22 protein-coding genes and 1 pseudogene are annotated in these 25,728 nt (G+C 56.5%); 11 read left to right on the plus strand and 12 right to left on the minus strand.

The features are described from left to right. Nucleotides 1-1,785, plus strand: a complete 1,785-nt coding sequence (locus LF95_RS02510; protein WP_073953533.1) for a chemotaxis protein CheB — start codon at nt 1-3, stop codon at nt 1,783-1,785. A gap of 9 nt (nt 1,786-1,794) precedes the next feature. Continuing rightward, nucleotides 1,795-2,604 (plus strand): annotated as a pseudogene (locus tag LF95_RS23505) (protein-glutamate O-methyltransferase CheR); the annotation flags it as partial. A 695-nt stretch (nt 2,605-3,299) separates the two neighbouring features. Here LF95_RS23505 and ctrA read toward each other — a convergent pair. Further along, nucleotides 3,300-4,001: a response regulator transcription factor CtrA gene (ctrA, locus tag LF95_RS02520; protein WP_073953535.1), complete on the minus strand. Its 702-nt coding sequence runs from the start codon at nt 3,999-4,001 to the stop codon at nt 3,300-3,302. A 392-nt stretch (nt 4,002-4,393) separates the two neighbouring features. Here ctrA and fliI point away from each other — a divergent pair, with 392 nt between their 5' ends. Both fliI and LF95_RS02530 read left to right on the plus strand, forming a co-directional pair. Continuing rightward, the gene (gene fliI, locus LF95_RS02525; RefSeq protein WP_073953536.1) at nt 4,394-5,854 is read left to right on the plus strand and encodes a flagellar protein export ATPase FliI; all 1,461 of its coding nucleotides are present in this window, start codon (nt 4,394-4,396) and stop codon (nt 5,852-5,854) included. Between the two features lie 87 nt (nt 5,855-5,941). Beyond that, nucleotides 5,942-6,370, plus strand: coding sequence for a flagellar FliJ family protein (locus tag LF95_RS02530; RefSeq protein ID WP_073953537.1), 429 nt, complete (start codon nt 5,942-5,944; stop codon nt 6,368-6,370). A gap of 61 nt (nt 6,371-6,431) precedes the next feature. Here the strand turns inward: LF95_RS02530 and LF95_RS02535 are convergent, their stop codons facing one another. Further along, nucleotides 6,432-6,923 carry a YbaK/EbsC family protein gene (locus tag LF95_RS02535; RefSeq protein ID WP_073953538.1) on the minus strand — a complete coding sequence of 164 codons (492 nt, stop codon included), beginning with the start codon at nt 6,921-6,923 and terminating at the stop codon, nt 6,432-6,434. Between the two features lie 491 nt (nt 6,924-7,414). Here LF95_RS02535 and LF95_RS02540 point away from each other — a divergent pair, with 491 nt between their 5' ends. The 3 genes from LF95_RS02540 (at nt 7,415) to LF95_RS02550 (ending at nt 9,877) form a co-directional block, all read left to right on the plus strand. After that, nucleotides 7,415-7,972 (plus strand): iron transporter, encoded by a 558-nt coding sequence (locus tag LF95_RS02540; protein WP_073953539.1) that lies wholly within the window; start codon nt 7,415-7,417, stop codon nt 7,970-7,972. Between the two features lie 71 nt (nt 7,973-8,043). Then, nucleotides 8,044-8,412: a cupredoxin domain-containing protein gene (locus LF95_RS02545; RefSeq protein ID WP_073953540.1), complete on the plus strand. Its 369-nt coding sequence runs from the start codon at nt 8,044-8,046 to the stop codon at nt 8,410-8,412. Between the two features lie 52 nt (nt 8,413-8,464). After that, nucleotides 8,465-9,877 carry a 4Fe-4S binding protein gene (locus LF95_RS02550; RefSeq protein ID WP_083607472.1) on the plus strand — a complete coding sequence of 471 codons (1,413 nt, stop codon included), beginning with the start codon at nt 8,465-8,467 and terminating at the stop codon, nt 9,875-9,877. A 63-nt stretch (nt 9,878-9,940) separates the two neighbouring features. On the opposite strand, the gene LF95_RS02555 is transcribed toward LF95_RS02550, so the two are convergent. Further along, entirely contained in the window at nt 9,941-10,684 is a 744-nt protein-coding gene (locus tag LF95_RS02555) for a TerC family protein (protein ID WP_073953541.1), read from the minus strand. A gap of 207 nt (nt 10,685-10,891) precedes the next feature. Here LF95_RS02555 and LF95_RS02560 point away from each other — a divergent pair, with 207 nt between their 5' ends. The 4 genes from LF95_RS02560 (at nt 10,892) to LF95_RS02575 (ending at nt 15,283) form a co-directional block, all read left to right on the plus strand. Continuing rightward, complete coding sequence (locus tag LF95_RS02560; RefSeq protein ID WP_073953542.1) at nt 10,892-12,127, plus strand: ABC transporter substrate-binding protein; 1,236 nt, start codon at nt 10,892-10,894, stop codon at nt 12,125-12,127. A 38-nt stretch (nt 12,128-12,165) separates the two neighbouring features. Further along, complete coding sequence (locus LF95_RS02565; protein ID WP_073953543.1) at nt 12,166-13,845, plus strand: ABC transporter permease; 1,680 nt, start codon at nt 12,166-12,168, stop codon at nt 13,843-13,845. Nucleotides 13,846-13,866: 21 nt separating this feature from the next. Next, entirely contained in the window at nt 13,867-14,538 is a 672-nt protein-coding gene (locus LF95_RS02570; RefSeq protein WP_073953544.1) for an ATP-binding cassette domain-containing protein, read from the plus strand. 181 nt (nt 14,539-14,719) lie between these two features. Beyond that, on the plus strand, nt 14,720-15,283 hold the full coding sequence (locus LF95_RS02575) for a 2OG-Fe(II) oxygenase (RefSeq protein ID WP_252509631.1): 564 nt from the start codon (nt 14,720-14,722) through the stop codon (nt 15,281-15,283). A gap of 5 nt (nt 15,284-15,288) precedes the next feature. On the opposite strand, the gene LF95_RS02580 is transcribed toward LF95_RS02575, so the two are convergent. The 9 genes from LF95_RS02580 to LF95_RS02620 all read right to left on the minus strand — a co-directional run bounded on the left by LF95_RS02580 (nt 15,289) and on the right by LF95_RS02620 (nt 25,685). Continuing rightward, a complete protein-coding gene (locus tag LF95_RS02580) occupies nt 15,289-15,690 on the minus strand; it encodes a hypothetical protein (RefSeq protein WP_073953545.1) in 402 nt (133 codons plus the stop codon). 80 nt (nt 15,691-15,770) lie between these two features. Beyond that, the gene (locus tag LF95_RS02585) at nt 15,771-17,462 is read right to left on the minus strand and encodes a hypothetical protein (protein ID WP_073953546.1); all 1,692 of its coding nucleotides are present in this window, start codon (nt 17,460-17,462) and stop codon (nt 15,771-15,773) included. 6 nt (nt 17,463-17,468) lie between these two features. Continuing rightward, nucleotides 17,469-18,257, minus strand: a complete 789-nt coding sequence (locus tag LF95_RS02590; protein ID WP_073953547.1) for a MinD/ParA family protein — start codon at nt 18,255-18,257, stop codon at nt 17,469-17,471. Then, nucleotides 18,254-19,252, minus strand: a complete 999-nt coding sequence (locus LF95_RS02595) for a flagellar biosynthesis protein FlhF (protein WP_073953548.1) — start codon at nt 19,250-19,252, stop codon at nt 18,254-18,256. The genes LF95_RS02590 and LF95_RS02595 overlap by 4 nt, the downstream gene beginning before the upstream one ends. A gap of 24 nt (nt 19,253-19,276) precedes the next feature. Beyond that, nucleotides 19,277-21,430: a flagellar biosynthesis protein FlhA gene (flhA, locus tag LF95_RS02600; RefSeq protein ID WP_073953549.1), complete on the minus strand. Its 2,154-nt coding sequence runs from the start codon at nt 21,428-21,430 to the stop codon at nt 19,277-19,279. Nucleotides 21,431-21,573: 143 nt separating this feature from the next. Then, nucleotides 21,574-23,217 (minus strand): sigma-54-dependent transcriptional regulator, encoded by a 1,644-nt coding sequence (locus LF95_RS02605; RefSeq protein ID WP_073953550.1) that lies wholly within the window; start codon nt 23,215-23,217, stop codon nt 21,574-21,576. Between the two features lie 82 nt (nt 23,218-23,299). Next, nucleotides 23,300-24,094, minus strand: coding sequence for a motility protein A (locus LF95_RS02610; protein WP_073953551.1), 795 nt, complete (start codon nt 24,092-24,094; stop codon nt 23,300-23,302). Nucleotides 24,095-24,117: 23 nt separating this feature from the next. Continuing rightward, the gene (fliN, locus tag LF95_RS02615) at nt 24,118-24,372 is read right to left on the minus strand and encodes a flagellar motor switch protein FliN (RefSeq protein ID WP_371440813.1); all 255 of its coding nucleotides are present in this window, start codon (nt 24,370-24,372) and stop codon (nt 24,118-24,120) included. Between the two features lie 224 nt (nt 24,373-24,596). Then, complete coding sequence (locus tag LF95_RS02620; protein ID WP_073953553.1) at nt 24,597-25,685, minus strand: FliH/SctL family protein; 1,089 nt, start codon at nt 25,683-25,685, stop codon at nt 24,597-24,599. Nucleotides 25,686-25,728: the final 43 nt, after the last annotated feature.

Consider the following 25,728-nt stretch of genomic DNA (forward strand, 5'->3'; position numbering starts at 1 on the left):
GTGGAACAAAACCACATCGATCCACCATACAAAGTCCTGATTGTTGATGATTCGGCAATTGTACGCGGGCTTGTTGCGCGTATGCTGCAAGATGATTCTGATATCGAGGTTGTCGGTTCTGTTGCGAACGGAGAAGACGCCCTTGCGGTGATGCGCGACGGTGGCGTTGAAGCGGTCGTTCTCGATATTGAGATGCCGGTCATGGACGGATTGACGGCCCTGCCGAAAATTCTGGAGATTGATCCCACCGTGCGTGTGATCATGGCCTCGACCCTGACCAAGCGAAATGCCGATATCAGTTTCAAGGCGATGACCCTGGGGGCTGTGGATTACATTCCCAAGCCCTCATCGGCCAAGGATATCAATGTTGGCTCGGGCTTTCGCACCGAACTGGTTGATAAGGTCAAGGCGTGGTCCGAACAGCGTCGCAAGATGCTGGAGCAGGCCAGTGCTTTTGACGAGAGTGACGAATTCGACGAAGACGTCGCACCGCTCGAGGCCCCGGTTTCGCATCCCGAACGGGATGAACCGGGTGCAACGGTGGCCCCTGATACGGGGAATGTTGCCGGTGATGAGCCTGTTTCGGGGGCGTCTACGCCGCCCGAGGGGGATGCCGGCGACCATGACGGGGCAAAACCGTTCCGTGCCGAAATGTCGCTTGAACATCAGGTTTTGCAAAAACCGGGACGGATTCAGCGTAAACGCTTTACGGCGGAGTTGCGCCCCCGTCCGATGCAGCAGCCAATGCAACACCAGCCCATGCGCCCGCAAGTGCGGCCGATGCCGGCAGACCCGGCAGTTGCACGCGATGGTGGCCTTGCTGCCAAGCCGGGCATGGTGGCACATGTGCGTGACCCGGGCCGTTTGATCGAGGAAGCGGCGGTTGCTGCCAAAAAGGCCGGAATTACCGGTGTTGCTTCCGGAGGGCCTGCATCGTCCTCTGCAGGCAAAGTACAGGGCGGGGCCAAACCTGAAACAGGTCGGCCCGGTGCGGGTGCATCTGCTGCATCAGGTGCGCGTCCGGCGGGCGATGCCAAGGCGCGTGCAGCTGCGCAAACCCGCGAGGCAGCCCCCACGCGCCGGGCAGAGCCGCATCCGGCCCGCCCCAAAGAGGAACGTGCCAAACGGGCGCTGGTTGCGGGTAATGCCCCGGCACCTGCACGTCGCGGGCGTTCGCAGGGGCAGGTGACACTGCTGCCGGAAAAACATGTCAATGTCGAAGCGATTGCCATTGGAAGCTCCACCGGCGGTCCGCAGGCCTTGTTTGAAGTGTTACGCGGGCTTGTTGGTGTGCGTCAGCCCATTTTTATTACCCAGCACATGCCTGCGACATTCACCACCATTCTGGCCGAGCACATCACCCGGTTGACCGGGCTTAAATGCGGCGAGGGTGTAAATGGTGAGCCGGTTCAGCCCGGAAGGGTTTATCTTGCGCCCGGCGATTACCATATGGTGATCGAGGGACGGGGGAATAATCGTAAAATTGCCCTGAACCAGAATCCGCCCGAGAATTTCTGTCGCCCGTCGGTGGACCCGATGTTGCGCAGCCTGGTGGAAAGCTATGGGGGCAATATGCTGACAATCATCCTGACCGGAATGGGCCAGGATGGTATGCTGGGCGGGCGCAATGTTGTTGCCGCAGGCGGCATGGTGGTTGCACAGGATGAAGCAACCAGCGTGGTGTGGGGAATGCCCGGTGCTGCTGCCCATGCGGGAATTTGTTCCGCAATACTGCCGATAGGGGGCATTGCCCCTTACGTGAAAAAATTTGCCGGAGGTCGTTAACACAAGATGTTGAAGCCGGAAGACTTTGATTTCGTCAGCAAATTGATCAAATCCCGCTCGGGCCTTGTCCTGACGCAGGATAAGTTCTATTTGCTCGAAAGCCGGCTCATGCCGATTGCGCGCAAGCGTGGTCTGAAGGACCTTGGCGAGTTGATCGGGGCACTGCGCGGCATGGATCGCACGCTGATTGAAGATGTGGTCGAAGCCATGACCACCAATGAATCATTCTTCTTTCGCGATACCAAGCCGTTCGATCAGTTCCGCCATGTGGTGTTACCCCACATGATCAAGGCGCGGGCAAGCAAACGCCATTTGCGTATCTGGTGTGCAGCGGCCTCTTCGGGGCAGGAGCCCTATTCCCTGGCGATGATCCTGCAGGATTTTGCCAGCCAGCTTGCGGGATGGCGGATCGAGATTATCGGGACCGACATTTCGCGCGAAATTCTTAACAAGGCGCGTGCCGGGCTGTATTCGCAATTTGAAGTTCAGCGCGGCCTGCCCATCGCACTTCTGGTCAAGCATTTCCAGAAGGCCGACGATATGTGGCAGATTTCGTCGGAATTGCGCTCCAAGGTGCAATATCGCGAATATAACCTGCTTGAGGACCTCAAGCCGCTGGGTCAGTTTGACGTGGTTTATTGCCGCAACGTTCTGATCTATTTTGACCAGCCGACCAAAACCGACGTGCTTTCGCGTATTGCTGCGCAAATGCCCGATGACGGTTTTCTGTTCCTGGGTGGGGCGGAAACGGTGCTGGGGATTTCGGACAAGTTCAAACCGCTTATCCGCCAGCGCGGCATTTATCAGCTTAACCGCCCTGGCGCACCGGATGTGGATGTGTCCGAACTGGAAAAGGTTCAGGCAGGGGGCAGTGCCGCTGCGAGTGCGGGGGCAGGTGGCTTTGCTTTTCCCAAACCCAAGGCAATGCAAACCGGCGCTGGCAGCACACCGGCATCATCTGCCGGGGCAGCCGGCACGACGGCCCGTCCGGCCAGCAGCACCACAACATCGTCAACGACAACGCCGCGCAGCAGCTTTGGCACCAGCAATACCACAGGGGGCACCGGCAGCACATATAGCCGCCCGTCAACCACCGGTGGGGCCGGCACATCGCGTTATGGTACGGGCAGTACCGGGAATACTGGCAGCAGCAGTTCGTCGGACCGTGCCAGCACCTATCAGCGGCCCGCACGCCCGGCCAGCACGGATGGCACTGGCAGTACGTATTCGTCGACACGGCCGACCACGCCATCATCATCAACGTTTGGCCGCACTTACCCGCGCAAACCCGATGATAAAAAGGACTAACTAATGATTTTAACGGGTGAAGCCGCCCTGACAACGAAAACGCCCGGCGACAAACCGGGCGTTTTCGTTTGTGTGCAGTGCTTTAAAGAGGTTTGTCTTTAAGGAGTTATTCGCACAAAAACACCCCGCAGCCGGCCTGGTTGCGGAGTGTTTTGCGAAACGATACAGCAATGGCAGCAGGGGAACCGCGTTAGCTTAACCTGGTCTTAGGCCGCTGCATGCGCGCTGTTGCTGTCAGGGTCGCGCAGCACATATCCGCGCCCCCAAACCGTGTGAATGTAATTGTCGCCATCCGTTGCTGACTGGATTTTTTTGCGCAGTTTGCAAACGAAGACGTCAATGATTTTGAGTTCGGGTTCGTCCATGCCGCCATAAAGGTGGTTGAGGAACATTTCCTTGGTCAGGGTCGTACCCTTGCGCAGCGACAGCAATTCCAGAATGCCATATTCCTTACCCGTCAGATGTAGCGGTGATCCGGCCACATCCACCGTGCGGGCATCGAGATTGACATGCAATTTGCCCGTGGCAATGACCGACTGGGCATGCCCCTTGGACCGGCGCACAATCGCCTGGATACGGGCCAGCAGTTCGGTTTTGTCAAATGGTTTGGTCAGATAGTCATCCGCGCCAAAGCCAAGGCCTTTGACCTTGTCTTCGGTTTCGGTCAGGCCCGACAGAATCAGAACCGGCGTTTCCACCCGCGCATCGCGCAGGCGACGCAAAACCTCGTAGCCGTCAATATCGGGCAACATCAGGTCGAGCAAAATAATATCGTAATCATATAATTTACCGATCTCCAGGCCGTCTTCGCCCAGGTCGGTGGTATCTACAACCATGCCTTCGGATTTCAGCATAAGTTCAATGCTGTCCGACATGGCGTCATCGTCTTCTACAAGCAGCACCCGCATTTTCCGCTCCGCTCCGTTACCATGTTCCGCAATAAATTTGGTTTTTTATCCGGACTGTCCCGGCTATGCCCCAACAGCAGCCGTATCGTGGGATTTTTCCCGTTTCTTTAACGATACGTTGCTTTGCGACTCGTGGCAAGCACACGAGTCGCTATTTGTTAACTTTTTTACTGTCATATTGTTCCCGTCATGACCAAACAAAGATTTAACAGAGTGTTAGGTTGTCTTGCCTAGGCCAAAACTTTGGCGGCAATACGGCTGTATTGGCTTACTGGCTTTGTAAAAAATCGTATCTCCCCTTATATTAGGAACAGTACGCGGCATTTTCCACCCCGCGTCGCGTTTTCCAAACGCCCGACACCCTTCACGACGACTTTAAATAAAAGGCCCCCATGTTTCAGATTGGCAAAAATATCATCGCCGACCTTCGCCGTGTTCCCGATTACTGGGTCGTTGGCCGGGTAACGGCGGTTTTGGGCCTGCTGGTTGAAATTGGCGGTGTTGAAGGGGCGCTCTCGATTGGGGATCGCTGCAAGGTGGTGAAACGCGATGGCGAAGCGGTGATTTGCGAAGTTGTCGGCTTTCGCAGCGAACGGGCCCTGTTAATGCCGTTTGGCGCACTGGACGGGATCGGCATTGGCTGCGAGGTGGAACTGGCCGACACCCAGCCGCAAATTTACCCCGATGAAGGCTGGCTGGGGCGCGTGATCAATGCCTTTGGCGAACCGGTTGATGGCAAAGGCCCGTTGCCGCAGGGCAATGCGCCGTACCCTATTCGCCGTACCCCGCCCTCGGCCCATACCCGCCAGCGGGTTTCAGGCAAGCTGGATTTGGGGGTGCGGGCGATGAATACGTTTCTGACCTGTTGCCGTGGCCAGCGTATGGGCATTTTCGCCGGCTCCGGTGTTGGTAAATCCAGTATCCTGTCGATGATGACGCGCCATACCACATCCGATGTTTCCGTCGTGGGGCTGATCGGGGAACGTGGCCGCGAAGCGCGTGAATTTATCGAGGATGATTTGGGCGAAGAGGGGCTGCGTCGCTCCGTCGTGGTGGTGGCAACATCGGACGAACCACCCCTGATGCGCCGCCAGGCCGCCTATATGACAATGGCGGTTTCGGAATTTTTCCGCGACCGGGGCCGGGATGTGCTGTGCATGATGGATTCCGTCACTCGTTTTGCCATGGCACAGCGTGAAATCAGCCTTTCTGTCGGGGAACCTCCGGCATCCAAGGGCTATACCCCCACCGTTTTTGCCGAACTGCCCCGTTTGCTCGAACGGGCGGGGCCCGGCGGGCCGGGGCAGGGATCGATCACCGGGCTGTTTACCGTGCTGGTGGATGGCGATGACCATAACGAACCGATTTCCGATGCCGTGCGTGGTATTTTAGATGGGCATGTGGTGCTGGACCGCTCTATTGCCGAACAGGGGCGGTATCCGGCGATCAATATTTTGCGCAGCGTGTCGCGCACCATGCCGGGCTGCAACAATGAATATGAAAATCAGATTGTGCGCCGCGCCCGGCAATTGCTGGCAACCTACGATGATATGGCTGAACTGATCCGCCTGGGGGCCTATCGCCGGGGGACGGACCCGAAGGTGGATGAAGCCATCCATTATTTCCCGTTGATCGAGGAATTTTTAAGCCAGCGCAAAAATGAATGCACCCGCCTGGCCGATGGTTATGCCGATTTGGCCCGCAGGCTGGATATGGCCCCGGTTGAAGATGGCAATGCCCAGGTTGCGGGCAATACTGGCGGGCAGGGTTATCGTCCGGCAGGCGGGATTAACAGCCAGTCCGGCCAGCATCAAACCGACCTTAATGCTGCCAAACGGGCGTTGGGCGGATAAGGCAGGGAAGATTCTTAAATCGGGCTGTTTTTACCCGGTTGATACCGGGTTAGGGCACAATTGTGCGGCAAGGAGAAAGGCCGGGAAATGGCCAAGGATTTTAAGGCGCTGGTGCGGGTGCGTAAATGGGCGCTGGATGAAAAACAGCGTGAATTGGGCGAAATGCTGCGCGTGGCGGAGCATTTGAAACAAGAGCGCCAGGAACTGGAGCGTGCCGTGAAGGCCGAGCAAAAGGTGGCAGCAGAAAACCCGCAAACTGCCGGTTTTGCCTATGGCAATTTTGCCAGTGCGATTATCCGGGAGCGCGAGGCACTGGAACAGCAGATCAAGGCGCAGGAAGACAAAATTGATGCCTTTCGCGATCAGGTTGCCCAGGCCTTCAAGGATATGAAAACCGCCGAAATTTCCGAACGCAACCGGATTGCCGCCTTGCGCGCCGAGGAAGAGCGCAAGGAGCAGGAAACCCTGGATGAAATTGGTGCCCGTGCCGCGACCCGCAAGGACGGGCTGATGTAATAGCTGTCCTTCTTGGGGTAGGGGCAGGTGTAATAAGGCGCAGAGTGGGCAGTGGTGTTGTTTATTTGCTTTCAAGCGCCAGATCATGGCCGGTGGTAATGCCGGTAATGTGGCAAAGCTGGTCCGGGGTAAGCTGGAAAACGCTGCTGGGTGTGCCTGCGGCCAGCCAGATGGACGGTTTTGCCAACAGTTTTTCATCAATCAGCGTGCGCAGGGTATTGGCATGGCCAAAGGGCGGCACGCCGCCAATGGCATAGCCGGTATGGGTGCGAACCTGGGCGGCATCGGCCTTGCCAATTGGCTCGCCAATAATGGCCTTGACCTTTTTTTCACAGACCCGGTCGGCGCCATTCATAATAATCAGGATCGGTTCCTGACTGTTTTTGGCCTGAAACACCAGCGATTTGCCAATATCGCTTATGTCGCTGCCAACAGCTGCTGCCGCATCGGCGGCAGAACGGGTGCCAGCAGGAAATTCCAAAACATCAATATCGGTCAAACCGGCATTTTCAAAGGCGGCAGCAAGGCGTGCAGGCGGCGTTATTTTTTTCATCACGGGTTCGCTGTGTTTTGATATGGGAATGTAAAGGCGGCGCTTTGGGGCCTCGCCTGATGTTTATCGGGTTACGCTAAGGTTAAAAAGGCCCGCTTTTCAAGACTTTCTTGGTTGTGCGCCTTAAGACACAGTCGATCAATACACGCCGTTTTACCCCGGGCGACTCTATGATGGCAGACGGGACGATAAACCTGAAGTCATTCCAGGCATGTCAATTAACCCGCGCTTTGGGATAATTCTGATTTTCTTGCCGATTGAAAAGGGCGGTATTTTCTGGCTGGTTTTGCCGGTTATTCTTATTTTCTTGCGATTATTCTGGCCTTCAAGGTGTGATAATGATAATACTTCTCATGTTCTTTGGGGGCGTTGTTTCCAAAATCCTTCCTTTTCTGCCCCCATTTCAAAATTTGTAACACGTCGTTATCACCCTCGGTCTGGGGCTGATTGCCTGTTGGCATTTGGCTTCATCGTATGAAGGAATGTGCGTTATGAAATTCAAAGCCCCCTGGATTGCCAGGATTGGTGCTGCCGGTCTAGGTGTGTCTGCCTTTTTGATGTCCCTGCCTGCCCAGGCCCTGGAATATCCGATTGGGAAACCCCAAGAAGGGGGCGGTTTGGAAGTGGCGGCCGTTTATTTGCAGCCGATTACGATGGAACCCAAGGGTATCATGCGCCCGGCGGATAAATCCGATGTGCATCTTGAGGCTGATATTCACGCTCTTGCTGATAATAAAAACGGCCTGGCCGAAGGCGAATGGGCGCCATACCTGCAGGTCGGCTATACCCTGACCAGACTTGATGATGGCAAAACGGAATCTGGCATGCTGATGCCGATGGTTGCCAATGATGGGCCGCATTATGGCGACAATGTCAAATTGATGGGGCCGGGCAAATACCGGCTGACGCTCGATGTTGCACCGCCGTCGGCTGACTCGAAATTTGGGCGGCACATTGACAAGGAAACCGGCGTTGCGCCGTGGTTCAAGCCGTTCAAAAAGGACTATGAATTTGTCTTTGCCGGTATTGGCAAAAAGGGCGGTTACTAACAGGTTCGTAAAGCTGGCGTATATCAGATGCGCCAGCTTTTTCCGCATATTTGGCAATCAGGGAAGCAGGCATGATCGAACACGGGAAACAGGCTGTTTTTGCGCTTTTGGTCCTGATACTGGCCGGGGCGGGCATGGTGGGTGTCGCATCAAATGCGCAGGCCGACGAGATGCAGGTCTTCACTATGGACATCAGGGATGGCGTGATTACGCCAAACCGGATCGAGGTTCCCGCAGGCAGTACCTTTAAAATTGTGGTGACAAATTCCGGCCGCAGCCCGGCGGAATTTGAAAGTTTAAGCCTGCGTCGTGAAAAGGTTTTGGCCCCTGGGGTCAAGTCCTTTGTGGTTATTCGCAATATCTCGGCGGGCACATATAAATTTTATGATGAATTCCATATGGACCAGCCTTCGGCCAATGGGGTTATCGTGGCGAAATGACGATAGCGGCACGTTTTGGCGTGCCCGGTAATTGTGAAGCGGCCTTTAAGACATGACGATATTCACAAAAACGGCAGATGGTTCTGTTGCCGCCCCCACCGGGCGGCTTTTGGCGTTTGGCATGTGGTTGCGTCGCCATCAGGTTTTTGTCCGGCGTTTGCAATGGGCGGTGGTTGGCATTTATGCGTTCCTGCTGATTGTACCTGTTGTCATGCCCCTGCCGGGCCTGGCTGCGCATATCTGGAACAATATCACCGTTTTTGCCCAGTTTGTGTTTTGGGGCATTTGGTGGCCCGGTGTGCTGGTGTCCATGTTGCTGTTCGGGCGGTTATGGTGCGGGCTGTTATGCCCCGAAGGTGCGTTAACCGAATTTGCCAGCCGCCACGGGCGCGGGCGGGCCATTCCCCGGTGGATAAAATGGCCGGGCTGGCCGTTTGTCGCTTTTGTGCTGACCACGGTTTATGGGCAAATGACCAGCGTTTATCAGTATCCGGCCCCGGTATTGCTGGTGCTGGGCGGGTCCACCGTGGGGGCGGTTATTGTGGGCTATCTATACGGGCGTAATAAACGGGTTTGGTGCCGTTATTTGTGCCCGGTGAACGGGGTTTTTGGCCTGCTCGCAAAGCTGGCACCGATGCGTTATGGCGTGGACCGGGCAAAATGGGACATGAACGCCGCCACCCACAGCCATGAACACCGGTTTAACTGTGCGCCACTGGTGCCAGTGAAAAATATGGAAAGTCCGTCGCCCTGCCATATGTGTGGCCGCTGCAGTGGCTTTCATGATGCGGTGGCTTTGCAGGCCCGCCAACCGAATGACGAGATTGTCAACCTGTCGGGTCGCACGGCCACCAAATGGGACAGCCTGCTTATTATTACCGGCCTGATGGGCGTTGCCATCGGGGCCTTTGAATGGAGCGCCAGCCCGTGGTTTGTCGCCATCAAGCAAATGCTGGCAATGGCGCTGGTCAATCACAACATCATCTGGCCATTGCAGGCGACACTGCCGTGGTGGATTCTGACCAATTATGCCGCCCAGAATGATGTTTTAACCGTGCTGGATGGGGTGGTATTGCTGGGCTATATCGCCACAACGGCTCTTGTTCTTTCGGTGTTAATTGCCATTCCTCTGAAACTGGCCTGTGTGGCGATGGGGCGGGGGGGCAGGCCATCCTTTTATCATTTATCCCATGCTTTGATTCCGCTTGCCGCGTGCGGGGTTATTTTGGGGCTGTCGGCACAAACGGTGACATTGCTACGCGCTGATGGCTTTGCCCTGGGTTGGGTGCCTATGGCCCGCCTGGCCCTGCTGGTTGGGGCAACGCTGTGGTCGTTATGGCTGGGTGCCGCCATTTTGTGGCACAGGGATGGGGGGATTGCCCAAAAGGTTGCGGCATCGGCATTGTTTGCCCTGGGGTTGGCAGCGCCAGTTTACGCCTGGGTTTTGATGTTCTGGGTCTGGTAGTTTTCAGGATGCCGCCAGCTGCGCGATTGCAGCAGTCCGGCGGCATCACATGAACAAGGCCGGTTATGGCGCGGCATTGCCTTGATTTTGCGCCCGTTTTTTCTGTTTGCGCTGACGGTTAAGCAGGTTAAGCGTTTCGACCGACAGGCTGAACGCCATGGCAAAATAGATATAGCCCTTCGGAATATGAATTTGCACACCGTCGAGCAGCAACACAAAGCCCACCAATATTAAAAAAGACAGGGCCAGCATCTTGATCGAGGGATGTTTTTCGACAAATTCCCCAATCATGCGGGCGGCCAGCAGCATGACACCGACCGAGATGATCACCGCCAGCATCATGACGGTGAGATGATCCACCAAGCCGACGGCGGTAATAACCGAATCAAGTGAGAAGATAATATCAAGCAGCATGATCTGAATGATCGTGCCGATAAAACCTGCCACGGGTTTGACGTCATGTTCGTCGGGTTCGTCGATGGTGTGGTGAATTTCCATCGACGCCTTGGCAATCAAAAATAGTCCGCCGACAATCAGAATCATGTCGCGTCCGCTAATGCTGCGGTCAAATATTTCAAATAGGGGTGTTGTCAGTTCCATCACCCAGGCGATGCTTGCAAGCAACAACAACCGCATCAGCATCGCCCCGATCAGGCCGATGCGGCGGGCGGCTTTTTGCTGGTTTTTCGGAAGTTTGGCAACAATGACCGACAGAAAAACGATATTGTCGATCCCCAGAACAATCTCAAGTGCCGTCAGGGTGGCAAGACCGATCCACATGTGGGGATCAGCGATCCAGTCAAACATTTATCTACCCGTTCCCGTGTTGTTGCCGTGCGGCAGGCGCAGATCAAGATGTGTCTGACGCGGTTCTAACGCAAGCGTGAATTGATTTAATGGGGCGAAGGCCTAGGGTTTACAGGGTGATAACGGTCGTAAAAATATGTTATTCCGCATGGAAATGGGGCCGCGGCGGGTTTTACGACGATCCGCGGTTTAGGGGAGGAAACAGGCATGGCAAAAACATTCACCCGTCTGATGGTGGCAACTCTGTTGGGGGCAGGTGTTAGCCTGGCGTCCCTTGTGGCGCGGGCGGACCCGGCACCCGATATGAACAATTGGGATGCGGTTGTGAAACAGGCAAACGGGCAAACGGTTTACTGGTATGCCTGGGGTGGGGAGCCGCGCATTAATGATTATATTGCCTGGGCGGGCGGGCAGGTGCAGGAACGTTATGGTGTGACGGTCAAACAGGTCAAACTGGCCGATACCGCCAATGCCGTTTCCAAGGTCGTTTCCGAAAAGGCTGCCGGTAAAACCGATGGCGGTGCGGTGGATATGATCTGGATTAACGGCGAAAACTTTGCCGCGATGAAACGCAATGATTTGCTGTTTGGCCCGTGGGTGGAACAAACCCCCAATTTCAAATATGTCGATGTGACCGGCAAACCAACCACAGTAAATGACTTTACCGTGCCGACCGACGGGCTTGAAGCGCCGTGGGGCATGGCGCAACTCAGTTTTTTTTATGATACGGCACGGGTGAAAACACCGCCCCAAAGTGCCAAGGAACTTCTGGCCTGGCTGCAAAACCATCCGGGCCGGTTTACCTATCCGCAGCCGCCTGATTATATGGGGTCATCCTTTTTAAAACAGGTCCTGAGCGAACTGGTGGCCGACCCGGCGGTGTTGCAAAAACCGGCTGATCAGGCCGATGCGCAAAAGGTGCTGGCCCCGCTTTGGACCTATCTTGCCAAGCTGCAACCGGTTTTGTGGCGTGAAGGCAAGGCTTACCCGGCCAATGGTGCGGCACTACGCGCGATGATGGCCGATAATGAAATTGATATCGGGTTTTCCTTTAGTGCAGCCGAGGTTTCCGCCGCGATTGCCAATTTTGAATTGCCCGATACGGTCCGCAGTTTTGTTTTTAAGGGCGGAACGCTGGGCAATACCAACTTTGTTGCCATTCCATTTAATGCCTCGGCCAAGGCCGGGGCGGTGGTGCTGGCCGATTTTTTGATGTCGCCACAGGCCCAGTTGCGCAAACAGAACCCGGAAATCTGGGGCAGTTTTACCGTGCTGGATATGGATAAAATCCCGGCCGCAGACCGCAAGGCGTTTGATGCGCTGGATTTGGGTGTTGCCACCCTGTCGCCCGCCGAAATGGGCAATGTATTGCCCGAACCGCATCCAAGCTGGATGGAACTGGTCGAAAGCGAATGGCAAAAACGCTATGGTGTGGCGCAATAAGTGTCGCCACACCATTTTAACCGGGAAACACGCCGAATTTGTTACGTTTTGCGCCTGTTCTCACCGTTATTTTAATGGTCGGGCCGGTATTGGCCGGATTATCGGGCACATTATTGCCTGCCTTTGGCTATTTGCCTGCCCTGGGCGGTGGGGAATGGTCGCTGGCGGCCTGGCGTGAACTGGCAGCCCAGCCGGGGTTGGTCATTTCGCTGCGTCTTTCTGCCGTTACGGGCCTGCTGGCAACCCTGATTTCCTTTGTGGTGGTAATGCTGTTTTGTGCCGCCTGGCAGGGCACGCGGGTGTTTAGCGCTATCCAGCGGGTTTTATCACCGATTTTGTCCATACCCCATGCGGCGGCGGCCTTTGGTCTGGCATTTTTAATCGCCCCTGCGGGCTGGATTGTGCGGCTGTTTGCACCGCTGGCGGGGTGGGACCAGCCGCCCGATATTGTTACCTTGCAGGATGGCGGGGGTCTGGCGCTGGTGGCGGGGCTGGTGATTAAGGAAATACCGTTTCTGTTTTTAATGACGTTAGGGGCCCTGCAACAGGCCAATGCCGGGCAAAGCCAGCAGGTTGCCCTAAGTCTGGGATATGGCCGGGTGGCGGGGTGGCTTAAAACCGTGTTGCCGCGCATTTACCCGCAAATCCGTCTGCCTTTATTTGCCGTGCTGGCCTATTCGGCCTCGGTCGTTGATGTCGCCATGATTTTGGGACCCACCACCCCGGCCCCGCTGGCGGTGCGTATTTTACACTGGCTGTCTGACCCGGACCTGTCGATGCGCTTTATGGCTTCGGCGGCATCCTTGTTGCAATTGGCGCTGGTGGGGGGGCAGATTATGCTGTGGATGGCGGGCGAGAAAATTGCCGGTTCTTGCGGACGCCGCTGGGCCGAGGGCGGGGGGCGGTACCGCCGGGATGGCGTGGTGCGTCTAACGGTCGCGGTGGTTTCCATTCTCGCGGCGGGCCTGATCCTCGCGGGTATTGCGGCCTTGGCGGTTTGGAGTATTGCCGGGTTTTGGCGCTATCCTGATTTATTGCCGGGTCAGTTTACCCTAAAGTTATGGCTGCGCGAGGTGGCCGCCTTTGCCGGATCACTGGGCAACAGTGTGCTGATTGGCGGGGCGGCGATCATGATAGGCATCGTCCTTGTCATTGCCTGTCTGGAACGCGAAGGCCGCCAACTGGCCCAGCCTGGTCGTGGGGCGATGTGGCTGATTTACTTGCCGTTATTGATGCCGCAAATCAGCTTCATGTTTGGGTTACAGGTGTTTTTTGGCTATCTTGGCCTCGAACGGACATTCATTTCGGTGGTAATGGCGCATCTGGTTTTTGTGCTGCCTTACATGTTTTTGTCGCTGGCCGACCCGTTTCGCAGCCTGGATGAGCGATACCGGCACACTTCGTTGTGCCTTGGTGCCCATCCCAACCGGGTGTTCTGGCAGGTGATTTTACCCCTTCTGACCCGTCCGGTTTTAACCGCTCTTGCCGTGGGCTTTGCGGTCAGCATCGGGCAATATTTGCCAACTTTGTTAATTGGCGCGGGGCGCTTTGCCACCATTACCACCGATGCGGTGGCGCTGGCGGCGGGAAATGATCGGCGCATGATTGGCATTTATGGCCTGTTGCAGGCATTGTTGCCGTTTGCCGGTTTTGGGTTGGCAATGCTGGTGCCTGCCATTTGTTTTCGAAAGCGGCGGGGCATGCGCGATGGTCTGTAAGGCAAAAGGATTTTTAAAAATATGAGCAGCCCGGAAACAGCCAGCCGCCAAAATGGGCTTGTCCTGGAGGGTGTGAAAATCTCGCTGAAAGGGCAGGTGTTATGTGACCTGGACCTGACGGTAGCACCGGGTGAAATCGTCACCCTGATGGGCCCCAGCGGGGCGGGGAAATCATCCTTGCTGGGTTATATTTGCGGCACGCTGGCCCCCGGTTTTACCTGCCAGGGGCGGGTGTGGCTGAAGGGGCGGGAAATTGGCACCCTGCCGCCACAGGACCGGCATGTGGGTATTTTGTTTCAGGATGATTTGCTGTTTCCGCATTTATCGGTTGGGGGCAATCTGGCCTTTGCCCTGCCTGCCGATATTCGCGGGCGCGGCCCGCGGCGTGATAAAATTGACCAGGCCCTGGAAATTGCAGGGCTGGCCGGGTTTGCCGACCGCGACCCGGCAACATTGTCGGGCGGGCAGCGGGCACGGGTGGCGGTGATGCGGGTTTTATTATCCGCCCCGTCGGCCCTGTTGTTAGACGAGCCGTTCTCGCGCCTGGATGCCAAATTGCGCAGCCAGTTTCGCGAATTTGTGTTTGATCAGGCCCGCCAGCAGCAATTGCCCACCCTGATGGTCACGCATGACCCGGAGGATGCGAATGCCACCGGCGGGCCCGAGATTACGTTAACGGATTATCGCGCGTGATCAGGGCGTGAAAGGGAGGCCAGATAAAGATCGCACAGGTCTAAAATATGCCCTATTGGCCTGATATCGCAGGGGTGATTTTGGTGCGGATAAAAACGCAGCACAGTTGCTATTTTCCGCTAGGCAGCAGGGAAAAAGCGGTATAGATGGGCGCATGTGCCAATAGGGCGCGTTTTGGAGTATGGGCGAAATGTTTCCCGATGAAATGTCCCTGATCGTGCCGGATGCACTGGACGTGGCAACCTGTGACCGGTTGATTGCCAATTTCAATGATAGCCTTGATGAAGGCGGGTTGGTGCAGGGGCAATCGGCCAGCCATATTCGCAGAAGCCAGATCGGCTGGTTTAACGAGGACCAGGAACCCGAGGTGATGCGCCGGATCATTGATCTGGTGGCAACGGCCAACCGGGAATGTTTTGATTTTGGCCTGACCGATTTTGCCGAAAATGCCCAGATCGCCCGTTACGAAGGCGACCAGCGCGGCCATTATGACTGGCATAGCGATATTGGTGCGTCGGATGTAGCGCGCCGACGCAAGCTGACAATGGTGATTCAGCTTTCGGACCCGGCCGATTATGAAGGGGGACAGTTACAGCTTAACCCCGCCGGGCATGTGATTGATGCGCCGATGACACGCGGCACCGCCATTTTGTTTCCCAGTTTCGTTTTACACCGGGTCGCACCAACGGTGGCAGGCACGCGGTTTTCGCTCTCGATCTGGATTCACGGCCAGCCGTTCCGGTAAGATGATCAGTACCGCTCCAGCCGTTCAATCAGTCGGGCATTATTCCAGCGCGGCTGGCGGTCTTCCAGTGTGGCTTCGTGATGTTGTACCGTGCCGTTATCGGCGGTGTGTTTATCCAGCCGCATATTGATCCAGCGGGGTACCAGTTCGTTGTTGAAATCTTCCATCAACAGCACGGCGGCCTGTTCCAGATTAACAAATTCAATTGTTTCGATTTCCTGGAAATAGGTGGCAAGGCAGCCCGGTTTCAGGATCAGCCGGTCGGGCACATAGCGCAGGCTCAGGCGGGCGGGGAAAACGTTTTGGGCCCCGCGCAATTCGCTTTGCAATGTCACGACATAATCGAATTGGCTGCCGGGGTTGGCTTCGGTTTCGATCAGGTTGCGACGTTCAAAAATTTCTAGCATGGGCCTGTTTCCGGTGGGGATGTGAATTATGCAGCATAATGCTGCTTTGGTTTGATTGCCAGCCCCGCGAAAAGAACCCGTTATGCCTCCAGCCCGCGTTTGTGCGGGCCCGGTTTTGCCGGTTCCTGGCTGACCTCGACAAAGCGGGTGCCATTTTGGAAATTCACACTACCTCCCAGTTTGGAAATCGTCAGGGCCTGATTGAAAATCGCGCGAATATCGTCGCGTTGCGGCCCTTCAAGAACGTTTTCCGTGCGCACGATGAGGTCAAATTTCTGGCTTTCCTTGCGGATCAGCCCGTCAAGCTGGGTATGACCCAACCGGGTAAAGGACAGGTCGAGCAAAAACCGTGTGCCGGGATCGCTGGATTTATTGTCGCGGTTTTCGTCATCCTCGTTTTGGCCCTGTCGCCAGGCAAGCTGCATTTGTTCGATGCGCTCGCCCATGTGAAAGGGCATGGCCGTTACGCGCCAGCCATCGGCGCGGGGTTCGCTTGCCATGCCGCGCAGGGTGTTAAAATCCTTATCAAGCTTTTTGCCCAGTGCATTATCCCTGCCATCACGCCCGTCCAGCGCGCCAATGGTGCGGTCCCCCAGCCAGCTTTTGGCTGATCCTCCCGCGCCCACAATCGCGGTAAAGAAAAACATCATGGTGGTGGTCAGGCGCGGGCCTGCGGCCGGAATTTGATTTAACAATGCCTGGGCGGCTTGCGGGTCGCTTTGGGCCAGGGCGGCAAGGGCGCGTTGCAGGCTGTCCCAGTTTTGGCTCAGGCTGGCGGCCTGGCCCCGGGCCATCAATTCGGCTTCGGTCATTATCGGCTGGGGCAGGCGGGCCGAGGCAAGGTTGTTGCCATCAATCGCAAATGAAAGTGTTGCGCCCACAGGGGCGGGAACCGGCAGGCGCACACCGATGATCCCTGCGTTAGTGCGAAGGGCGGTAAAGCCATCGGGCAGCAGGCGGGCCTCCGGGCTGCCGGGGGGCAATACCGTGCCGGTCAGCATCATGGGGCCAGCGGGTTTCACCCCGTTGGTCGCCAACAAACCAGCATTTCCAGCGGCAGAATTTGCCGTATTGCCGATCACACCTTGCGTGGCAGTGGAGGCACCGGGCATATTGCCGGTTATGCCGCCTGTGCCCCCAGCGGTGGCAAGGCTGGCCTGTGACGTTGCCCCGGTCATGCCCGCACCCTGGGCGGCTGCCATTAAACCGGCGGCCTTGGCGGGCGCGGCGGCACCCGGGCTGACAAACATCATTTGGACCTGGCTTCCAGCGGGCAGGCTGCCGCCACCGGGTAAAGAAAGGGCACTGGTGGTGATACCGGTAAAGCTTTGCCCCGGTATGATGCTTGACGGATTGCTAAGTGTGGCGGCGGTTGCACCCGCACCAGTCCCGCCAGCCGCGCCACCTGTGCTACCTGCGCCACTTGCACCGGGGATCGTTTGCGGCAGGACCTGCAAGCGCAGGCCGCTTGCGCCATCGGTCCCGGTTTGCGGCATGATGCGTACCCATACCAGATCATTGAGGTTGCCCGGCAGGGCGCGTGGCAGTTTAACCGTGACATCGCCCGCACCCGTTTGCAGGGTCACTTCGGTGCCGGTTTTGGCCTGCAAACTGGCCTGTATCAGGCTGTCAACCGGCAGCTTTGCCAATGCGGCCGGCGGGTTTTGCACAATCGCTGTGGCCGCACCACTGCCCCCGCCTGCACCGACATTTCCGGCACCAACGCCATTGGCACCTGAAACGGACGGAACGGTTGGGCTGTTTGCGGCCATATTGGACTATCCTTCGAGCAGCCTTGTTGCAATTGCCTCGATATCCTGGGCGGCATTGGAATTGGGGTGCCGGGTTAATAGCGGCGTCTGGTTGCGGATACATTCCGAAACCTTGCTGTCCGCACGGATAACCCCCAAAAGCGGCGGCGAGATTTTAAGGAAACCCTCGCAGGCTTTTAACAGCTTACCATAAATGGCTTCGCCTTCCTTTTTATCCTTTGCCAGATTCACCACCACCCGAATGTCGGTTTTGGGCCGTGCCATATGCGTTACCTTGATAAAGGCATAGGCGTCGGTCAAGGCTGTGGGGTCGCCATTGGTCAGCACGATCACGGTATTGGCAAGGCTTGTCATTTGCTGCACACCCTGGTCCACCCCGGCGCCAAGGTCGATCAAAACCTTGTCATAGGATTTGCCGGTTTGCAGCAAGTCGTCGGACAGGGCCTGCAAGCGGGCGGTAGACAGATTGGCAAGCGTGCCCGAGCCACTGCGCCCTGCCACAATATCAAACCCGCCATCTTCAAATTCGGTAATCGCATCGCGCAGCGCAAGGCGGCCAGCAATAACGCTGCCCAGGTCATGCTTGGGCATCAGGCCCAATTGAATGTCGATATTGGCAAGGCCCAGATCGCCATCAAATAACAATGCTTTTAATTCATGCAGGGCAAGGGCATGGCACAGCGAAATGGCAAACCATGTTTTGCCAACGCCGCCTTTGCCCGAGGCAACGGCAATGACATTGCGTCCCTTGGGGCGTGCTGCCGGTTTGGGGGTGGCATCCGTTCTGGCTGTCATTTCATGACCTCGGCGAAACTCGTTTTCTTGTGGTTGTGTCTGGCTGGGATCAGCAATTTTGCCAATGCGACCGGGCTCAGGGCGGTTAATCCGTCGGCAACCTGTGCGGTCATGCTAACATTGCAAAGTGAAAGATTACCCTTGTTCGCACCATATAACGCCCCTCCCAGTCGGGATGCAACATCCAGGCGCGTTATGAGCATACGGGTTGCCCCACATTCGGCAAAGGCATTGGCGATATCCCCTGTTTCTTCAGCATCTACACCGGCGGGGCAAACCAGGATCGGTTCGCTGGGCACGGATTGCAAAAATTCCCCCATCGCGGCAAGTTCGCCCGGCTGATAGGGATTGCAATTTGCGGTATCCACAAAAACCAGATCAGCCTCCCGCGCAGCTTCAAATTTGTCGCGCAGGTCCTCGGGCGATTTGATAATGCCCAGCGGAATTTTCAGAATATTGGTAAAGGCCCGCAATTGCTCGACGCCGCCCGCCCGTTTGGTATCGCTGGTAAGCACGGCGACCCGGCGTTTTTTCATCACGGCACGCGCGGCGGCCTTGGCAACACACAGGGTTTTACCGGCACCGGGCGGGCCGACAAAGGCAATGGCGCGCGGGCTGCTTTTTTCAGGCAGCGGGGTAAATTCAAAAATCTCGTCGAGCGCACTGGCTAGTAATTGCTGCACATTGCCGGGGTTGCGTTCGCGGCCCATTGCATCACACAGTCGCAGGCGCAGCCTTTCGGGCATGGAATGGCGAACAAGGGCGGCATCTGCCTCCTCGATCAGCTCTTCAAGTCGGGGGGCATCAAAACCTTCATCCCGGCCCCGACCAGGGACGATGTCAAAATCGGCATCGCTGTCGCTGGCGGCCGTCAGGCGCACGCCCGACCCGGCAATGTCCTGGGTCGAAACAATAATGGCATTTGGCCCCATATGTTCCTTAACCAGCGCCATTGCGGCACTCATGGTTGGGGCGGTAAAGGTTTTAAGACGCATGGCACGCCTCTTTGTGCCGTGTCATCAGATCTGCCCCATTGTTTTTAATTGGGCCTTGGGGTGAATTTCGTTTTGCGACATCACCACGGTTGCCGGGCGGAAACGTTCCACAATTGATCGGACATAGGGACGAATGCCCGGGCTGGTCAGCAGCACGGGGGATTCCCCCATCATGCCCAATCGTTCAAAGGTACTGCGCACCTTGTTGATAAATTCCTGAAGCTGACTGGGCGGCATGGAAAGCTGTTTTTCCTCGCCATTGCCGACCAGGCTTTCGGCAAAAATCTGTTCCCATTCCGGCGATAATGTTACCAGCGGAATAACCCCGTCGGCATTTGAATTGGTGTCCGACAATTGCCGTGCCAAACGGGTACGGACATGTTCGGTCATGAAGGTCGGGTTGCGGGTAAAGGCCGTGGCCTCGCCAATCCCTTCCAGAATGGTCGGCAGGTCACGAATGGAAATGCGTTCGGTCAGCAGGGATTGCAAGACGCGCTGGACACCGCCGACTGAAATCTGGCCGGGGATAATATCCTCGACCAGTTTTTTCTGGTCGTCTTCGAGTTCGTCCAGCAGCTTTTGCGTTTCCGCATAAGACAGCAATTCGGGCATATGGTCCTTGACCACTTCGGTCAAATGCGTTGTGATCACGGTTTGCGGGTCCACGACCGTATAGCCCCGGAACATGGCTTCTTCCTTCATGCCCTGTTCCACCCACATGGCCGGCAGGTTAAAGGTCGGCTCGATGGTTTTTTCACCCGCAAGGGTAATTTCCTCGCCGCGCGGGTCCATCACCAGCAGCATATTGGGGCGCAAATCGCCGCGCCCGGCCTCGATTTCCTTGACCCGCACCACATAAGTATTGGCCGGAAGCTGCATATTGTCCTGAATACGCACACTGGGCATGACAAAGCCCATATCAGCCGCCATCTGGCGGCGCAGCGCCTTGATCTGATCGGTCAGTTTCTGGCCGCGTTCAGTGCTGATCAGCGATAACAGGCCATATCCCAGCTCCAGGCGGACATAATCCATGCGCAGGGCATTGGCGATGGGTTCTTCGGCGGGGGGGGCGGCGGCCTCGGCGGCGGCATCATTTTCCATGCGGGAGGCTTCTTCTTTGGCGGCATTTTGCTTTTTGCCCAAATACCACGCCAGATAGCCCATTCCAATCGCTGCCCCCATAAACCAGATCATGGGGATACCGGGCAGAAGCGACATGCCCCCCATCATCGCAGCGCCAATGCCAAGGGCGGCAGGATAGTTCGATACCTGGCCGAAAACGGCCTTTTCCGTTGCCCCTTCCATGCCACCTTTGGTGACAAGAAGGCCTGCTGCGGTTGATACGATCAGGGCGGGAATTTGCGATACCAGGCCGTCGCCCACCGTCAGAATGGTGTAGGTTTCAGTCGCCTCATTGAGCGACAGGCCCATTTGCGCGGTGCCGATGATGATGCCGCCAATCACGTTGATAAAGGTAATCAGAATGCCGGCAACGGCATCGCCGCGTACGAATTTCGAGGCACCATCCATCGCCCCGAAAAAGGCGCTTTCTTCTTCCAGTTCCTTACGCCGCGCCTTGGCCTGTTCTTCATTGATCAGGCCCGATGACAAATCGGCATCCACGGCCATTTGCTTGCCGGGCATGGCATCAAGGGTAAAACGTGCCGCAACTTCGGCAATACGGCCCGAACCCTTGGTGATCACCACAAAGTTGATGATGACAAGGATGGCAAAAACAATGATCCCGATAACGAAATTGCCGCTGACCAAAAAGCTGCCAAAGGCCTGAATAACATGACCTGCCGCCTGTGGTCCTTCATGGCCGTGGCCCAGAATAAGCCGTGTTGTGGCAATGTTGAGCGCCAGTCGGAGCGATGTCGCAACCAGCAGAATGGTCGGAAAAGAGTTAAATTCCAGCGGCTTTTGAATGAACAATGCCGTCATCAGGATTAGAATGGAAAAACTGATCGAAACCGCCAGAAACATATCGAGAAGCCAGGTTGGCAGCGGGAACATCATGATCACGAGGATCAGGACGAAGCCCAGCGCCATTGCAATGTCGCCACGCCGCATGGCGGAACGCAGGCGTCCCTGCATATTGGCCATAAAGTCGCGGCCGCCGCCTGAACCGCCGGAATTTCCCGACCCCGAAGGGGTTATTTGGCGACCATCTGCCATGTCTGTTAATCGGTTTCCTGCCTATTGCCCGTCTGGCATTTTGCCTGTCTTTTAGGGGCGATTTCCCGCTGTGTCATTGTTTTAAGACAACGATCTTTCACAGCTTTGAGTGTGCCTTGCAAGGTGTGCTGTGCCCTGTCGGGTTATCCATTCCCCGGAAGCGGAATATCAACACCCTCGTCGGTATATTGGCGCAGTTTGTTACGCAAGGTACGGATCGATATACCCAATATATTGGCAGCGTGCGTGCGATTGCCAAAACAATGTTTCAGGGTATCGATAATCAGTTCCCGTTCGACATCCGCCACCGTGCGCCCGACCAGGGCCGCCGTGATGGATCCATTCTCGGAAATGACCGCGTCATGATCCGTTTCTGTTGGCTCGGCCATCGCATTGGCCCCGTTTTCCTCTGCCGGGTGTGACGGGCTGGCTGGGGTTGGCTGGGGGGCGGTATATCCGTTTTGGCCGGTTGGGGCCGGTTGGGGGGGCTGGTTATATGCCCCGCTGGCTGCCCCCGAATTACGATAGGCCTGGTTGACATAAGCCGGGTTATAGGCCGCAGCGGCGGCATTGCTGCGCGCAATATCGCGTGGATCACCGCCGCCTTGGGTCGTAGGGTTCGGGGCGGGGTTTGAGGCCGCGTTTGCTGGCGCCGGTGCAGGCTGTTGTGCGGTTGCAGCGGCCGGTGCGCCGCCGGTCAGAAAAATGGCCTCGGGGCCAATTTCATCGGGCCCGGCAATCAGCACCGCGCGGTGCATGGTGTTTTCCAGTTCGCGCACATTGCCGCGCCAGTAATGCCCCATCAGTCTTTCAATCGCCAGCGGGCTGATCGGACGGATCGGCATGTCGTTGGCTTCGGAATATTTTCGGACAAAAAATTCGGCCAGAACCGGAATATCACCGGGCCGTTCGCGCAATGACGGAATATCAAGATTGACGACATTCAGCCGGAAATAAAGGTCCTCGCGGAAATGGCCCTGCTGGACATAGGATTCTAGATCGCGGTTGGAGGTTGCCAGAATACGCACATCTACCTTGACCGGTTTGCTGCCGCCCAGCCGGTCAATTTCGCGTTCCTGAATCACGCGCAACAGCTTGGCCTGTAAGCGCACATCCATTTCGCTGATTTCATCAAGCAAAAGGGTGCCGCCATTGGCCTCTTCAAATTTACCAATCCGGCGGGCCTGGGCACCGGTAAAGGCGCCCTTTTCATGGCCGAAAAGCTCGGATTCCAGCAAATTATCCGGAATGGCCGCACAGTTTACGGCGACAAAGGGTTTATCGGCCCGGTTTGATTTACGGTGGACAAACCGGCTGAGAATTTCCTTGCCGGTGCCGCTTTCACCCGTGATCAGGATGGATGCGTTGCTGCGTGATACCTGTTCGGCCAGGCGCAGGGTTTCGGTCATGCGCGGGTCACGATGGATCAGAGCATGGCTTTCTTCGGTAACGGCTTCAAAAATGGCGGCAATCAGGGCGGCTTCGGGTGGCAGCGGGATATATTCCTGCGCCCCGGCCTTAATCGCATTGACCGCGCCGTTAATGTCATTGCCCACACCGCAGGCGACCACCGGCACGCTGATGCGTTCGGCCGACAGGGCGGTAATCAGGGCGCCAACATCCAGGGCGATGTCGGCCATCACCAGATCAATCCGCTTGCCCGCGCGCAGGATGTTTAACGCCGTGGTGACGCTTTCGGCCAATTGTACCGTGGCACCCCGGGCCATCGCGATCTTGCTGGCTGCGCCAATCTGGCCGCCCAGTCCACCAACGATCAATACCTGCATTGCCTAATCTCTTTCTGATCCGCTTTTTGTGTGTCTGTGCTGTAATACCATTGATTTATCACTAAAAAATGGCAACAGAAGATCAATCAAAATAACTGACCCGTTTTGCCGGCGGCAAAATGGAATTCAGCAACATTTCCAGGCGACGGGGGTTTTCCTGCCGGCCAATGGAAACCGCGCCCACCATATAAACCGAATTTAACAGTTCTTCTTCCTGCGAGTTGCGTTCCAGCTTGGCTGCCAGCGGCATGAACACCATGTTGGACAGGACTGCGCCATAAAATGTTGTCAGCAGGGCGACTGCCATTGACGGGCCAATTGATGACGGGTCATCAAGATTGCCCAGCATCTGCACCAGACCAATAAGCGTTCCGATCAGGCCCATTGCCGGGGCAATGTCACCGGCCTTCTTAAGGATGCTGGCCCCCTTGTGGTGGCGCGAAATCGTGGCATTCATATCTTTGCGCATGATGCCTTCAACTTCTTCGGGCGGGGTGCCATCCACCACCAGCGACAGGCCCTTCCACAGATATTCCTCGCTTAACAGGCTATCAAGGTGGCCCTGCAGCGACAAAACACCGCCTTTCCGGGCAATTTCGGCCAATTGCAAAATTTGCAGCGCCGCATCGGACGGGTTGCGCGACGGATGAAAAATCGTCCGTGCCAGTACCCGGCCAATGCCCAGAAACTCGCCCAGGGAAAAACACACCGCTGTAATCGCGGCAGTCCCCCCGATGACGATCAGGATTGACGGTACGTCAATAAATGCGCCCGGCGATCCGCCCAGCACAACTGCAGCTATCACCAGCGCAAACCCGACGATAAGCCCGACCACCGTTGCGATGTCGAACGTCGTCTTCGTCCCCCCGTCCGCCATTCCCAGCTATCCTTCTGACCAGCCTAGTTTCGTTCCGATTTAATGATTTCCGTCATGGTGACACCCAGACGGTCTTCGACAACAACCACTTCGCCACGCGCGACCAGGCGGTTGTTGACATATATATCAATAGCTTCCCCAACTTTGCGGTCAAGCTCCACGACAGCACCACGGCCCAATTTCAGCAACTGGCTGACCTGCATGGTGGCTTTTCCCAGCACCGCCGAGACCTGGACGGGAATATCATATACCGCTTCCAGGTCCTTGGAGGTTTTCATCCCCTCGCCACTGGTATCGAGTCCGGCCAGCAATTCGGTTCCTTCGCCTTCCAGCTCGATATCGTCATCATCGAGTTCGGACAGTTCAAGATCGTCATCATCTGCCATTTTGTTCTCCTGCTTGTATCAGGTGGATTGCGCCTGGCGAACCTGTATTGTCGCTTTCATCACCGCTGTGATGCAATCTATTGTTTTATTGTGCCAAAGTCATTGATTTAGGCAGCTCAACTATTGTGATCGGTTTGCGGTTTTTTAGCGGGGCTTTCATCGTTTCGCGAGGCAGGCCCGGTGCCCTGCGATGCTGTGCTGTCAGGGCGGGCTGAAGGCTCCGACAGTTCGGCTGACGGCGACGATGCGGCGTCAGTCGTGGCATTTTCGGCTGTGCTATCGTTGGGGGCAGGCTGCTTTGCCGTTTGGGTCGGGGCCTGTTCGGGGACTGGCGATGGGGCATGATTTGCCGGGGTTGCCTCAGCCTCAGCATGGTCTGCCGTCGTTTCGTGCATACCTGTATTTATGTCCTCGTCGGGCAGGCGGCTTTCCTGCAGGGCCGGGTCGGCCATCGGGTTTTGGTCGAGCAGGTCATGGGCTTCGCGGTGGGCGGCAATCGCCTTTTCGATAATGGCATTGATCTCGCCCCATGTGCGGGCCTGGTCGCGCACGGCAGTACCATCGCCCCAGGATACCCGGCAATCCCCTTTGGCAATGCTGGCTTCGCCTACAACCACGGCCTGCCCGGAAAAACCCCGGCTTCGTGCAATTTCGGCAACGCGGTCCTGCAAGCTATCGGCAATTTCGGGGTGAACCTGGATCAAGACTTTGGGCGCATCAAACAGGTTTGATAGCGATTGACGAATGATTTGTTCAATCTCGGCGGTTGAATTTTCACTCATCCAGACCGGCAACAGTTTTTTGACAATCGCCTGGGTGACGTGAATGGCATCCTCGGCGGTGCTGGCGTGAGCCCGCTTTTGCAATTCGTCAATATGGTTCATCCAGGCGGCGATTTGTGCGGCGGTATCGGAAACTGCCTTTTCCAGCGATGACAGAATTTCCTCGCGTCCCTGGGTCAGGCCTTCCTGATGGCCCTGGGCAAAGGCTTCTTCACGCGCGCGGGTTTCGGTGTCGCGCAGCATGGTTTGCATTTGCTCTTCGGTGTAAATGGCGGGTGGGGGCGGCGGGGCCTCTTCTTCCGCAGTCTTCTTTTTTGATTTGCGTTTTAGCGAATAATGTTCTTCCTGCGCGCCGGCCGGCCGGATGACGGTATCGGCGTCGTCAAAGTTCAGGGTAAATTTGAATTTTTCGATCGCAGTCATATGATATCGGCAATCTGTCGGGTGTTAGTCCGGGGTCGTAACC

Source organism: Thalassospira sp. TSL5-1 (genome assembly GCF_001907695.1).
GTDB lineage: Bacteria > Pseudomonadota > Alphaproteobacteria > Rhodospirillales > Thalassospiraceae > Thalassospira.

What these genes read in the sequence shown, in the direction of transcription:
- ctrA (WP_073953535.1), bottom strand. Translation starts at nt 4,001, where the DNA reads ATGCGGGTGCTGCTTGTAGAAGACGATGACGCCATGTCGGACAGCATT.
- fliI (WP_073953536.1), top strand. Translation starts at nt 4,394, where the DNA reads ATGTTTCAGATTGGCAAAAATATCATCGCCGACCTTCGCCGTGTTCCC.
- LF95_RS02530 (WP_073953537.1), top strand. Translation starts at nt 5,942, where the DNA reads ATGGCCAAGGATTTTAAGGCGCTGGTGCGGGTGCGTAAATGGGCGCTG.
- LF95_RS02535 (WP_073953538.1), bottom strand. Translation starts at nt 6,923, where the DNA reads ATGAAAAAAATAACGCCGCCTGCACGCCTTGCTGCCGCCTTTGAAAAT.
- LF95_RS02540 (WP_073953539.1), top strand. Translation starts at nt 7,415, where the DNA reads ATGAAATTCAAAGCCCCCTGGATTGCCAGGATTGGTGCTGCCGGTCTA.
- LF95_RS02545 (WP_073953540.1), top strand. Translation starts at nt 8,044, where the DNA reads ATGATCGAACACGGGAAACAGGCTGTTTTTGCGCTTTTGGTCCTGATA.
- LF95_RS02550 (WP_083607472.1), top strand. Translation starts at nt 8,465, where the DNA reads ATGACGATATTCACAAAAACGGCAGATGGTTCTGTTGCCGCCCCCACC.
- LF95_RS02555 (WP_073953541.1), bottom strand. Translation starts at nt 10,684, where the DNA reads ATGTTTGACTGGATCGCTGATCCCCACATGTGGATCGGTCTTGCCACC.
- LF95_RS02560 (WP_073953542.1), top strand. Translation starts at nt 10,892, where the DNA reads ATGGCAAAAACATTCACCCGTCTGATGGTGGCAACTCTGTTGGGGGCA.
- LF95_RS02570 (WP_073953544.1), top strand. Translation starts at nt 13,867, where the DNA reads ATGAGCAGCCCGGAAACAGCCAGCCGCCAAAATGGGCTTGTCCTGGAG.
- LF95_RS02575 (WP_252509631.1), top strand. Translation starts at nt 14,720, where the DNA reads ATGGGCGAAATGTTTCCCGATGAAATGTCCCTGATCGTGCCGGATGCA.
- LF95_RS02580 (WP_073953545.1), bottom strand. Translation starts at nt 15,690, where the DNA reads ATGCTAGAAATTTTTGAACGTCGCAACCTGATCGAAACCGAAGCCAAC.
- LF95_RS02585 (WP_073953546.1), bottom strand. Translation starts at nt 17,462, where the DNA reads ATGGCCGCAAACAGCCCAACCGTTCCGTCCGTTTCAGGTGCCAATGGC.
- LF95_RS02590 (WP_073953547.1), bottom strand. Translation starts at nt 18,257, where the DNA reads ATGACAGCCAGAACGGATGCCACCCCCAAACCGGCAGCACGCCCCAAG.
- LF95_RS02595 (WP_073953548.1), bottom strand. Translation starts at nt 19,252, where the DNA reads ATGCGTCTTAAAACCTTTACCGCCCCAACCATGAGTGCCGCAATGGCG.
- flhA (WP_073953549.1), bottom strand. Translation starts at nt 21,430, where the DNA reads ATGGCAGATGGTCGCCAAATAACCCCTTCGGGGTCGGGAAATTCCGGC.
- LF95_RS02605 (WP_073953550.1), bottom strand. Translation starts at nt 23,217, where the DNA reads ATGCAGGTATTGATCGTTGGTGGACTGGGCGGCCAGATTGGCGCAGCC.
- LF95_RS02610 (WP_073953551.1), bottom strand. Translation starts at nt 24,094, where the DNA reads ATGGCGGACGGGGGGACGAAGACGACGTTCGACATCGCAACGGTGGTC.
- fliN (WP_371440813.1), bottom strand. Translation starts at nt 24,372, where the DNA reads ATGAAAACCTCCAAGGACCTGGAAGCGGTATATGATATTCCCGTCCAG.
- LF95_RS02620 (WP_073953553.1), bottom strand. Translation starts at nt 25,685, where the DNA reads ATGACTGCGATCGAAAAATTCAAATTTACCCTGAACTTTGACGACGCC.